Annotated in this window: 10 protein-coding genes, 1 other RNA gene and 2 pseudogenes; 6 read left to right on the top strand and 7 right to left on the bottom strand. The window is 62.5% G+C overall.

All coding sequences use genetic code 11. The features are described 5' to 3' along the window. Positions 1 to 114: 114 nt before the first annotated feature. Positions 115 to 2374: pseudogene (gene ggpS / locus BMZ48_RS11060) on the top strand (glucosylglycerol-phosphate synthase). A gap of 171 nt (positions 2375 to 2545) precedes the next feature. Here the strand turns inward: ggpS and BMZ48_RS13305 are convergent. The 3 genes from BMZ48_RS13305 to BMZ48_RS11050 are packed head-to-tail and all read right to left on the bottom strand — an operon-like array spanning position 2546 to position 3973. Further along, positions 2546 to 2878: a sodium:solute symporter family transporter gene (locus BMZ48_RS13305; protein WP_091535123.1), complete on the bottom strand. Its 333-nt coding sequence runs from the start codon at positions 2876 to 2878 to the stop codon at positions 2546 to 2548. Then, positions 2863 to 3057 carry a sodium:solute symporter family transporter gene (locus BMZ48_RS13395; RefSeq protein WP_366450616.1) on the bottom strand — a complete coding sequence of 65 codons (195 nt, stop codon included), beginning with the start codon at positions 3055 to 3057 and terminating at the stop codon, positions 2863 to 2865. The genes BMZ48_RS13305 and BMZ48_RS13395 overlap by 16 nt, the downstream gene beginning before the upstream one ends. Beyond that, positions 2966 to 3973 carry a sodium:solute symporter family transporter gene (locus BMZ48_RS11050; RefSeq protein ID WP_091535121.1) on the bottom strand — a complete coding sequence of 336 codons (1008 nt, stop codon included), beginning with the start codon at positions 3971 to 3973 and terminating at the stop codon, positions 2966 to 2968. Before BMZ48_RS11050 ends, BMZ48_RS13395 begins: the two co-directional genes overlap by 92 nt. A gap of 47 nt (positions 3974 to 4020) precedes the next feature. Here BMZ48_RS11050 and BMZ48_RS13085 point away from each other — a divergent pair, with 47 nt between their 5' ends. Beyond that, positions 4021 to 4377 carry a hypothetical protein gene (locus BMZ48_RS13085; RefSeq protein ID WP_200769604.1) on the top strand — a complete coding sequence of 119 codons (357 nt, stop codon included), beginning with the start codon at positions 4021 to 4023 and terminating at the stop codon, positions 4375 to 4377. 18 nt (positions 4378 to 4395) lie between these two features. Beyond that, the gene (locus tag BMZ48_RS11045) at positions 4396 to 5364 is read left to right on the top strand and encodes an MFS transporter (protein WP_200769603.1); all 969 of its coding nucleotides are present in this window, start codon (positions 4396 to 4398) and stop codon (positions 5362 to 5364) included. Positions 5365 to 5419: 55 nt separating this feature from the next. Here BMZ48_RS11045 and tgt read toward each other — a convergent pair whose 3' ends face one another. From tgt to BMZ48_RS11025, 4 genes are all read right to left on the bottom strand, one after another. Beyond that, positions 5420 to 6556 carry a tRNA guanosine(34) transglycosylase Tgt gene (tgt, locus tag BMZ48_RS11040; RefSeq protein ID WP_091535118.1) on the bottom strand — a complete coding sequence of 379 codons (1137 nt, stop codon included), beginning with the start codon at positions 6554 to 6556 and terminating at the stop codon, positions 5420 to 5422. An 85-nt stretch (positions 6557 to 6641) separates the two neighbouring features. Further along, positions 6642 to 7676 (bottom strand): tRNA preQ1(34) S-adenosylmethionine ribosyltransferase-isomerase QueA, encoded by a 1035-nt coding sequence (gene queA, locus BMZ48_RS11035; protein WP_091535116.1) that lies wholly within the window; start codon positions 7674 to 7676, stop codon positions 6642 to 6644. Positions 7677 to 7709: 33 nt separating this feature from the next. Beyond that, positions 7710 to 8012: an RnfH family protein gene (locus BMZ48_RS11030; RefSeq protein ID WP_091535114.1), complete on the bottom strand. Its 303-nt coding sequence runs from the start codon at positions 8010 to 8012 to the stop codon at positions 7710 to 7712. A gap of 87 nt (positions 8013 to 8099) precedes the next feature. Beyond that, positions 8100 to 9488, bottom strand: a complete 1389-nt coding sequence (locus BMZ48_RS11025) for a sodium-dependent transporter (protein ID WP_091535111.1) — start codon at positions 9486 to 9488, stop codon at positions 8100 to 8102. A 129-nt stretch (positions 9489 to 9617) separates the two neighbouring features. On the opposite strand from BMZ48_RS11025, the gene smpB reads away from it, so the two are divergent. From smpB to BMZ48_RS11010, 3 genes and pseudogenes are all read left to right on the top strand, one after another. Next, entirely contained in the window at positions 9618 to 10097 is a 480-nt protein-coding gene (gene smpB, locus BMZ48_RS11020) for an SsrA-binding protein SmpB (protein ID WP_091535109.1), read from the top strand. 101 nt (positions 10098 to 10198) lie between these two features. Next, positions 10199 to 10553, top strand: a transfer-messenger RNA (tmRNA) gene (ssrA, locus tag BMZ48_RS11015). Positions 10554 to 10817: 264 nt separating this feature from the next. Continuing rightward, positions 10818 to 11770 (top strand): annotated as a pseudogene (locus BMZ48_RS11010) (IS3 family transposase); the annotation flags it as partial.

The following is an 11770-nucleotide window of genomic DNA, read 5'->3' as shown; positions in this document are numbered from 1 at the left end:
TAAGAATACGAATTTGTTTAAAATCATGTATTTATTGATTTATTAATATATAATGTGAGTCAATGCGCGTCTGCTCATCTCGTGGCGCTCCTATTTTCACGTGGAGACCGCGCCATGCTGCTCGCGACTGATTTGGACGGCACATTCCTGGCCGGCACCCCCCGAGGATCGCCTCCGCCTGTACCGGCTGATCAACACCCACCCCGACATTCGGCTCGTCTATGTCACTGGCCGCGGCCTGGAATCGGTATTGCCACTGCTGTCGGACCCCACGCTGCCGGTCCCGGACTACGTCATCTGCGACGTCGGCGCGACGATAGTCGAGGGAGCCACCCAGCAAGCGGTGCAACCGTTACAGGCCGCCATCGACGCACGATGGTCGGGTGAGCAAGCCGTTGCCTCGGCGCTCGAGGGATTCGTCGGTCTAGAGCGCCAGGACGTCCCGCAGGAGCGACGCTGCTCATACTTCTGTACGTCGGCTGCAATCACTCCAGCGCTGACGCATACCGTACGTTCGCTTGGCTGCGATTTGCTCTACTCCGCCGGTCGCTATCTCGACATCCTCCCCTCCGGGGTCAACAAGGGATCGACCTTGCGCGCACTGGTCGAGCATCTGGGGATCGACGAAAACGAGGTCCTCGTCGCCGGCGACACGCTCAACGATCCTTCGATGTTCGAACAAGGCTTCAAAGGGGTTTGCGTCGGTCAGTCCGAAAAAGGGCTGCTCAAGGCCACTCAGGGCCGCGCGCACGTGCTGCATGCCTCGCGTCGGGGATGCGGCGGCATCCTGGAGGCCATCGAGCACTTCGGCTTGCTCGACACGAGCGGCATCCCGCCGCATCACTCGCCAGCGCACGAGTCCGGAAAATCGGATCTGCTGATCGTCTATCACCGGCTACCGTACGAGGAAATCATCGAGAAGGGACAGATCAAACGGCGTCGGCCATCCTCGCCCAACGGCATCATTCCGACGCTGCTGAGCTTTTTCGATGGTGGCTGCACCGGCACCTGGGTGGCCTGGTCGATCCGCGCCCCCCGCATGGATTTCGAGGATTACACGCAGTTCGATGGCGACCGCCACCCGAATCTCACGGTATCGCGCATACCGATGAGCAAGCAGGAAGTGGATGTGTTCTACAAAAGCTTCTCCAAGGAAGCGTTCTGGCCACTGTTGCACACGTTCTGGGAGCGCGCACACTTCCGCGAGGATCACTGGCAGATCTTCCTGCGAGTCAACCGCGCCTTCGCAGAACGCATCGCGCGCGACGCTGCGCACGGTGCCACGGTATGGCTGCACGACTACAACCTGTGGATGATTCCGGCCGCCCTGCGTGAGCAACGGAACGACCTGAAGATCGCGTTCTTCCATCACACTTATTTCCCCTCGGCCGATGTATTCAACGTCGTGCCCTGGTGCCGGGCCATCGTCGGCAGCCTGCTGCAGTGCGACTACATCGGCTTTCACATCCCGCGCCAGGTCGAAAATTTCGTCGATGTGGTGCGCGGCGCGATGCCGGTGCGTGTACTTGAAGAAAGCTCGGCCGCACCACGCTTTCTCACTTATGGCTGCGCTGTCGGCCTCGACCGCTATGCAACCTGCATCGAAGCCGGGCACCGCATCGTGCGTCTGGGCGCCCATCCCGTGGGACTGGACGTGCAGCGTGTCAAGACAACCCTTGAACGCGAGGACGTCCGTCAACGGATGCAGCAACTGCGCAGCAGCCTCGCCGGCACCCGCATGCTGCTGTCGGTGGAACGCCTGGATTACACCAAGGGTACGCTCGAAAAACTGCAGGCCTTTGAGCGCATGCTCGAAGCTCATTCCGGACTCATCGGCAAAGTGACCCTGCTGACGATTTGCGTGCCCGCCGCACGCGAAATGACGGTCTACCGCCAACTGCAAACACAGATCGAGCAGGCCGTCGGCCGTATCAATGGTCGCTGGTCACGTGTCGGCTGGACGCCGGTGCAGTTCTTCTTCCGCTCACTGCCGTTCGAAGAACTGGTTGCCTACTACGCGATGGCCGATCTGACGTGGATCACTCCGCTACGCGATGGACTCAATCTCGTCGCCAAGGAATTCGGCGCCGTCCAGGGCCTGACAAATGGCCGCGGTGTCCTCGTCCTGTCGGAATTCGCTGGCGCCGCAGCCGAGCTCAAGGGCGCTGTATTGACCAACCCGCATGACATCGAAGATCTCGCGCAAGCCTGTTATCACGCACTCAACATCGGACAGGCCGAGGCGCGTGCACGGCTACGTCAACTCTTCGAGATCGTCTGCCACTACGACAACCGACGCTGGGCCGAAGAATTTCTTGGCGCCATCAATGCGTCATCACCACCAGCGGTGGCGACGATGCGCAAGGTTTCATGATGGGCGCAAGCCCATGCCGGTCTGCTACCGCCGCGCACATCGAAAATTCAGCGGAATAGCCAGACCATCACGGCCGTCACGGCAGCCAGTACCATCGCCCCCAATCGAACATCGGCACTTGCCTTGGGCGCTGAGCGCACGCGTGTTGCGAGCTGTGCATCGACGAGACCATCACGCGTACCCAGGATGACATGCCACGCGCCGCAAGCCACCACCGCCACGGCAAACAACAATCCGGCGACGATCGTAAAAGTGCACGTCATGCCATCCGGCCAGGCTGCCCACAAATGCGAGCACGCTGACCCCGTGCCCGCAAAACGTGCCGTACAGCGCGGCCCGCGCGCCGATGCGCGTGTACAAACCGAGCAGGAAAACGGCCACCAGCGGTGGCGTCACGTATGCGAACGTCTGCTGCAGGTATGCAAACAGACCAGGGAAACGGTCAATCATCGGCGCCCAGATCACTGCCAATGCAACCAGAATGAAAATCAGGATGCGCCCCAAACGCGCGAGTTGCTGCGGCCGGAGATCCGGCCCCTCGGCTGCACGAAATCTACGGTGATCAATGTCGACGCCGAATTGAGCGTCGAATCAACGCTCGACATGATCGCCGCGAGCAAGGCCGCAAGAATCAGCCCAGCCACCCCGACCGGGGCGTAGTCGGCAACGAGTCGTGGAAACACAGTATCGGGGCGCGCCAGATCGGTATATAGCGCCGTCGCCATCACACCCGGGAAGACCATGGAGGAACAGCGGCTGCAGCTTGAGTATCGCGGCCAGCAAAGCGCCGCGCCCGGCAGTGCGCGCATCGCGCGCCCCCAACAGTCGCTGCGACACGTACTGATTCATGGTCCAGTAGTAAAAACCCAAGACCGGCAAACCGATGAGGGTGCCGAACCATGGCAGCGCGGGATCAGCGAGCGGGCGGATCAGCAATAACTTTTCCGGGTCGACGCGATCGACCACCGCCGACCACGAGTATCCGAATTCCCCGAAAACCAGAATAGCCAGTATCAACGATCCGACGAGAAGCACGAGCGCCTGCACTACATCGGTGTAAGCCACCGCGCGCAGCCCACCTGCTGCGGTGTACAAACCGGCAAATAACGCAATCGCCGCGCACGTGGGTGCAAGCTGCAGATCCGGAAAAAACAGCTTGAGCACCAGTGCGCCGGCATAGAGACTGCCGGCCGTATCCAGGACGAGACTGAGAAACAGCGTCACCACCGACAAGTAGGCACGCATCGCCGGGCTGAAGCGGCGTCCGAACAACTCGGGAATGGTTGTCACCTGCGCCTGTATCATCAGCGGCGCGATGAAAACCGCGATGAAGGCAAGCACGAGGGCAGCCATCCACTCATAGTTCGCGCCGGAAATGCCGCTCGCCCACGCTGCACCGGGCAATCCAATCATCGTCGTCGACGAAATATTCGATGCGAACAAGGACAGCCCCACGACGCCGACACCGAGCGAGCGGCCCGCGAGAAACAGTTCCTCCGAATCAGGAGATGCCGCGACACCCGCGCGGCGACGATGATCACGACGAGCACGTACGCGGCGAGGATTGCGTAATCGAAGGCATGCAAGGACGCCATCCATAACTCTCCGCCGTCAGCTTCCCGCACAGAAGGCCATCGATCCATACGATGGTCAAGGCGTGCGGACTGCGGCACCATGCGCTGCATATCGAGATTGCTCACTGCTTGCTTGCGATGCTCGCCGTCTTTGCTTCGATTTCTTCAATCCTGTTGGGTGCGGCACTGCTATTGATCGGCAATGGGCTGATCGGCACGCTGCTCGCACTGCGTGCGTCGAGCGAGGGTTACACGGACGGCGTGATCGGATTGATCATGTCGGCCTATTTCTGTGGTTTCTTGGTCGGCACCTTTATCGCGCCGCGCATCGTGATGCGTGTCGGCCACATCCGTGCATTTGCACTGTTCGCAGCAATAGCGTCGGCCATCGCGATCCAGCACGCGCTCATCATCCATCCGGTCTCCTGAGCTGCGCTGCGCGTTCTCATGGGAATCTGCCTGGTCAGTCTCTACACGGTGATCGAGAGCTGGCTCAATGCACTCGCACCCGGCGAAAGGCGCGGTAAAGTGTTCGCGGCTTATATGGCTGTGAATTTCGCTGCGCTGGCGCTCGGTCAGAACCTGATCCGGTTGTATTCCCCCAACGGTCTGGAACTATTCGGCATCGTCGCGATGCTGCTGTCGTTGTCGCTGGTACCGATTGCGCTCACGCGCATCGAGCAACCCACCCCAGTGCAACAACCTCGCGTCGGATTAAGACGCCTGTACGCCGCCTCGCCATCCGGCATCGCCGGCGCCTTCGGCTCTGGACTTGCGATGAGTGCGTTCTGGGGCATGGGTCCGGTGATGGCGCGGCACCTGAACTTCGACGAGGCCGGCATCGCCGCATTCATGACCGCCACCATCCTGGGAGGCGCGCTGATCCAGTGGCCCGTAGGCTACTGGTCTGACCGCCACGACCGCCGCGCCGTGCTCGCTACCGTAACGGCAGGAGCATGCTTCAGCGCATTGATTGCGGTCGTGTTCAGCCTGCTCGGGCAATCGACGCTGCTGGCCGCGATGTTTGTGTTTGGCGGGCTTGCCTTTGCCGTGTATCCGGTCAGCATTGCGCTCACCAATGATTTTTTGTCCCGCGACGAGATGCTGCAGGGTGCCAGCAGCATGCTGCTGATCCATGGCCTCGGCGCCTCGGTTGGTCCGAGCCTTGCCGGTCTGCTGATGGAATGGATGGGACCGTTCGGGTTGCTGCTGCATTTCGCCTGGATTTTCGCGGTGCTTGCGGCCTTTGTGTGGCTGCGACTGCGGCGTTCCGGATATACGACACTGCCGCATACCGCCTATGCGCCGATGGTGCGGACCTCCCCCGTGGCACTCGAATTGCTGGCACCGGAACCGGCGACACCCGCACCGCCGCAACCCACCGAGTCCGAGGCAGCCGATCTGGGACGCTCCTAGTGAACCCACGGGCGCCCCTCGTCCGATCTCATCAGGCCGCCGCTTCTCAGCGCTCCTACACCTGCGGCTCTTGTTGCATCCTGCTGCGGCTGGGCGCGCCGGCCGGGCTTGCGAGAAAGGCCTCGGCGAATTCGGCGTAACGGTTTTCCTCGATGGCGGCGCGGATCGCGCGCATGTGGTTTTGGTAGTAGCGCAGATTGTGGATCGTGTTCAGCCGCGCGCCGAGGATTTCGTTGCAGCGATCGAGATGGTGCAAATAAGCGCGCGAATAATTGCGGCAGGTATAGCAGTCGCAGGCCGGATCCAGCGGCCGCGGGTCCTCGCGGTGAACGGCGTTGCGAATCTTGACTACGCCCTGACTGGTGAACAAATGCCCGTTGCGCGCATTGCGCGTCGGCATCACGCAGTCGAACATGTCGATCCCGCGCGCAACGGCCAGAACCAGATCGCGCGGCGTCCCCACACCCATCAGGTAACGCGGACTTTCATGCGGCAGCTCGGGTGCCAGCGCATCGAGCACGGCAAGCCGCTCGGACTCCGCCTCGCCGACCGAAAGCCCGCCGACGGCATAGCCATCGAAGCCGATCGCGCGCAAGCGGCGCAAAGATTCCAAGCGCAATTCGGGATACATGCCTCCCTGGACGATGCCGAACAGCGCGCCGGGATGATCGCCATGCGCCGCCTTGCAGCGCTCGGCCCAGCGCGCCGACAGTTCCATCGACTTGCGCGCCTGCTTCGCCGTCGCCGGGTACGGCGTGCACTCGTCGAACTGCATGATGACATCGGAGCCCAGGGCGTGCTGGATCTCGATCGCCCGCTCCGGGGACAGAAAAATCCGGTCGCCGTTCACCGGGGAAGCAAACTTCACCCCTTCCTCGGTGATCTTGCGCAAGCCTGACAGGCTCCAGACCTGGAAACCACCGGAATCGGTGAGGATGGGACCATCCCAATTCATGAACCGGTGCAACCCGCCGAGCGCGCGGATCGTACGCTCGCCCGGACGCAGCATCAGATGAAAGGTGTTGCCGAGCACGATTTCGGCACCGATCGCGCGCAGCTCCTCCGGCGTCATCGTCTTGACGGTTCCGTAGGTGCCGACCGGCATGAACGCGGGAGTCTCGACGGTGCCACGTTCGAAGACGAGGCGCCCACGACGGGCGGCACCACAGGTGGCGAGCAGTTGAAAATTCACGGCAGGTTGTACGCAATCAGCACGAAACGCGGGTCGATTGTCCCATGCGACCTTGCAGGATGCAGCGGCCAAGGTCGGATTCCGATCAGACCGGATCGATCAGCATCGCATCGCCGTAGCTGAAGAAGCGGTACCGCTGCGCAACGGCATGGTCGTAGGCACGCAGCATGCGCTCACGGCCGCCAAAAGCGCAGACCAGCATGAGCAGCGTCGATTGCGGCAGATGAAAATTGGTCAGCAGCCGATCGATGATGCGGAACCGGAACCCCGGCGTGATGAACAACCGGGTTTCGCCGGATATCGGCGCGACGGTGCGCTCACGCCCCTGCTCCAGCGCGGCCGACTCGAGCGCCCGCGTCACCGTGGTGCCGACCGCGACGACGCGCCCGCCGCGCGCACGCGCGGCCTCGATGGCCGCGCACAGCGGTGCATCGATACGGTACCACTCGGCATGCATGCGGTGCTCGGAGATGTTCTCGACGCGCACCGGTTGAAACGTGCCGGCACCGATGTGCAGCGTCAGCGTCGCCGTCGCGATGCCGCGTGCGCGCAGCGCCTCCAGCAGCGGGGTGTCGAAATGCAGCCCGGCAGTCGGTGCCGCAACCGCGCCCGGTTCGCGTGCGAAGATGGTCTGGTAACGTTCGCGGTCCTCGGCACTCGGTGCGTGCGCGATGTACGGCGGCAGCGGCATCTGCCCGGCGCGTTCGAGAAAGGCCATGACCCCGTCGGCGCCTTCGTAACGCAGGCGAAACAAGTCATCCTCGCGGCCCATGACCGTGAGCCGCTCATCTGCCCCGACCAGAATCTGGCTGCCCGGCTTGGGCTTCTTGCTTGCGCCCAGCTGCGCGAGAAATTCCTGCGCATCGAGCACGCGCTCGACCAGAATCTCCACCCGGCCACCGGTTGGCTTGATTCCGAACACACGGGCGGGAATGACGCGGGTGTCGTTGAAAACGAGCAAATCGCCGGGCGCGAGCAGATCCGGCAAATCGGTCATCTGCCGGTCGTCGAGAACATCGCCTGGGCCGACGTGTAAAAGCCGGCTCGCCGAGCGGCGCTCGGCCGGATGCTGGGCAATCAGCTCGGGTGGAAGGACATAGTCGAAATCGGAGCGGCGCATGGGCAGGATCACATCAAAAACGGCAGGCAAGCATCATTGAGACCGCATCTTGCCCTGCGATGCGCGCCGGCGACGCACCTCCTTGGGATCAGCGATCAGCGGACGGTAAATCTCGATGCGGTCTCCAGAGCGAACGACATCGTCGAGCGCAGCGAGATGGCCCCAGCACCCGACCTTGTTGCGGGAGAGATCGATCTCGGGAAAGCGCGCGAGTATCCCGGAGCGCTCGATCGCCGCACGAATCGTCGTCCCCGGCGCAACGTCGACCTTGAGAATCCATTGCTCGGCGGGTAGCGCGTAGGCCACCTCGACCTGAATCAGATCACCCTCGACCATCGCGCACCTGTGCGTCGTGGGCCGACATCATGGGACGAAGGCGCCCGGCCGGAGGCGTCAACACCGCAAGGCGATCGCACAGCGGCATCAATCCGAAACCCAGAACCCGACCAGCCATTCCAGCAAACCCGTTGCATACAGGAGCACGATGATCAATCCAATGCGCGCCGGATAACGCAGCGCCAGAAACCAGACCGGGTACAGCCAGCGGTCACGCTCACCCCAGAGCGAGGCCACCAGCTCGCGCGGCATGATACTGACGACGAACACGCAGACCAACAGCCCCGTCGCCGGCGCCAGCCAGCTCGCCGTGATGAACTGCACCCACTCGAAGAAATTACGATTCCACAGCGTGAAATCCTCGATCACGCTGAAGGACAGCAGACTCCCCAGACCCAGGTACCAGATCCCCACAGCCGCGCTGGTCGCGGCAAAAACCCGCGTCCACCGCAGACGGTCGATCAAATACCGGGTCAGCGGCTCCAGCAGCACGGTCGCCGAACTCAACGTCACCAGAAACAGAATCAGGAAGAAAGCCACGCCAAACGCCGTACCGCCGGCGCTCGCCGGCAGGCTGCGCGGCAGCACATCGAAGATCATTGCAAGCCCTGGTGAGGGCGTAAGACCAGCCGCGAACACCATCGTGAACAGGGCGATTCCGGCGACGAGACTGACGCTCACATCCAGCAACAGCAGCGCCAGCGCCAGCCGCTTCACCGGTGCCGCGGCCGGCAAATAGACACCGAGATTCGCCATCACCCCGATGCCCAGGCTCATCGTGAAAAAAGCCTGGTGCATGGCTTCGATGACGCCGCGCCAGCCCAGACGGCCGAAATCCGGCGTGAGCAGAAAAGTCAGTGCCGGCCGCACATCGGCCGTCGCCACCGCGTAAAAACACAGCGCCACGAGCAGCACCGCCGCCACCGGCAGCAACCGCACCGCCGCGCGCTCGATCCCCTCGCGAAAACCGTGGGCCACCACGATGCACACGACCACCATGAACAGCGTGTGCCAGGACAGACTACGCTCCGGATCGCGCGCCAGGTCATGAAACACCTCGGCCGCCGTCTCGGCGCTCACGCCGGCCAGCGCGCCGCCGGCCATGCGAAACGCATACGCCATACTCCAACCAGCAATCACGCTGTAATACGACAGAATCAGCACCGCGCCGGACAAAGCCATGACGCCGACGATGCGCCAGGCCGCCCGCACCTGCGCCGCAGCGGCAAGACGACCGAAACCAGCGACGAGATCGTCGCGCGTCCAGCGGCCAATCATCCATTCCGCGGCCAGCAGCGGCGCCGCGATCAACAGCAGCGAAAGAAAGTACGCCAGCAAAAACGCCGAACCGCCGTACTCCCCCATCAGGTACGGCACACGCGTGAGATTACCGATCCCGATCGTGGCACCTGCGGCCACCAGCAAAAAGCTGCGGGAAGAGCTCCAGTAACCGTGGCTGCTCTCACGGATATTCATCCGGCGGCGATCCTGTGCGATGCAAACGGCAAAACGGCCATCTCATCCTCCTTGCTCCCCTGGCCGTGCGCCGACGCTTTCGGCCGGCACGGAAAAATCTTAGTCTAGCCGCGCTTCTATAATCCGCGAATGAGCCGCACCGACGAAGAACAAACACCCTCGCGCATGATCGCCGTCAACCGGCGTGCGCGTCACGACTACCACATCGAAGAACGCTACGAAGCCGGCCTTGCCCTTCAGGGCTGGGAAGTCAAAAGCCTGCGCGCCGGACGTGCGCAGATCACCGAAGCATACGTCACGCTCAAAAACGGCGAAGCCTTCCTCATCGGCGCCCACATCACCCCGCTCAAACAGACCTGCACCCACGAAATCGCCGACGCCACACGCACCCGCAAGCTTTTGCTCAAGCGCAAGCAACTGAACACCCTCATCGGCAAGGTTGAACGCGCCGGCTACACCCTCATCCCGCTCGACCTCCACTGGACCCGTGGCCGCGCCAAGCTCGAAATCGGCCTTGCCAAAGGCAAAAAACAGCACGACAAGCGCGCCGACATCAAAGAACGCGACTGGCAGCGACAAAAAGAACGCATCCTGCGCCACGAGGCATGAGCACGTCCACATCGGTGGCCATCCCCTCGCACCCGCGCGGCCCAGCCGTGGATTGAACTTTCTGCGCTTGGCCCCATCTACTGGTACACTCCCATCACTTCGGGGCTGACCGGTTTCGACGCGGGTCGCGGAATCCGAGGTGCATGCCGAGGCGTCACGTCCTCGTAAAACCCGTGGCAACCAAGCTAGTTGCGAACGACGCCAACTACGCCCTCGCCGCCTAATTCCGGCGAGCGTTTCACTCTCTGGGTCCGATGCCGGAGAACTGAAACGTCGACTCTCATCGGATCGCGGGCAGGCCCGCCCTTGGCCTGATCCGTCAGACCCCTAAGGGGATAAGCGGTGGCGCTCCGTGCCGATCCGGGAACCACCGCCGACAACCCAAGACCGGCTAAGCATGTAGAGCCAAGGCCTACGGACCAGCGGACGCGGGTTCAATTCCCGCCAGCTCCACCATTTCGTGCGCCCTGTCCGCTAACAGGCCGTTGAAAAAGTGCTCGCTGCAGCCGTTGTGCTGCGGTTTTTCGTTGCTCCGCTAGCCGCACAAGGCGCTTTGCGCGGCTTTTGCAGTCGCCTGGCAGGCCCCGTTGCGGCCTTTTGGCCCATTTTGGGCGCACTGCGGCCCTGCATTACACATGATGCGCCTCCCACTGATCTGCCCCCCAAGAAACAGTGCCGATCTGATCTTAGCTAGAGTCCGTTCATTGATCAGGAGCGGACATGAAGAAGCGGTTCACGGAAGAGCAGATCATCGGGTTTCTGAAGGAGGCTGAGGGCGGAGTCCCGGTCAAGGATCTCTGTCGCAAGCATGGGTTCAGCGACGCCTCGTTCTACACCTGGCGCACGAAATTCGGGGGCATGGACGTATCGGATGCCCGGCGGCTGAAGGCGTTGGAAAGCGAGAACGCCCGGCCGAAGAAGTTGCTGGCCGAAGCGATGCTCGACAACGAGGCTCTGAAGGTCGTCGTGCGGGGAAAATTCTGAGCCCACAGGCGAAGCGCGGTGCGGTCGCGGCGATGCAGGAGAATACGGTGATCTCCGAGCGCCGGGCCTGCCGCCTGCTGGGCTTATCCCGCACAGTGCTGCACTACATGCCGGCGCCACGGTCGGACAATGAATTGCTGCGACAGCGGCTGATGGCGTTGGCCGATGAGCGCAGCCGTTTCGGCTACCGCCGCCTGCATGCTTTGCTGCGCCGGGAAGGGATTCAGGCCAACCACAAGCGGGTACACCGCATCTATCAATCGGCCGGGCTGGCCGTCCGCCGCCGACGCAAGCGTCACGGCGTAGCCGTGGACCGGGAGCCGCTGGTGCGGCCCACGTCACCGAATGAGGTGTGGTCGATGGATTTCGTCTTTGATGCCCTGGCCTGCGGTCGACGTCTGAAGTGTCTGACCATCGTCGACGATTACACCAAGGAGGCGGTGGACATTGTCGTGGATCGCGGCATCGGCGGGCAGTACGTCACCCGTATCCTGGATCGGGCTGCGTTCTTCCGGGGCTATCCCAAAGCCATTCGAACGGACCAGGGCCCGGAATTCACGGGCTAGGCACTTGATCAGTGGGCCTATGCCCACGGTGTCCAGATCAAGCTGATCCAGGCGGGCAAACCGACCCAGAACGCTTACATCGAAAGCTTCAACGGCAAATTCAGGGACGAGTGCCTGAACGAT

This window comes from Fontimonas thermophila, assembly GCF_900113085.1.
GTDB classification, from domain to species: domain Bacteria; phylum Pseudomonadota; class Gammaproteobacteria; order Nevskiales; family Nevskiaceae; genus Solimonas; species Solimonas thermophila.
Note: the sequence above shows the minus strand (reverse complement) of the source record. Positions and strands in the feature narration are given on the sequence as shown.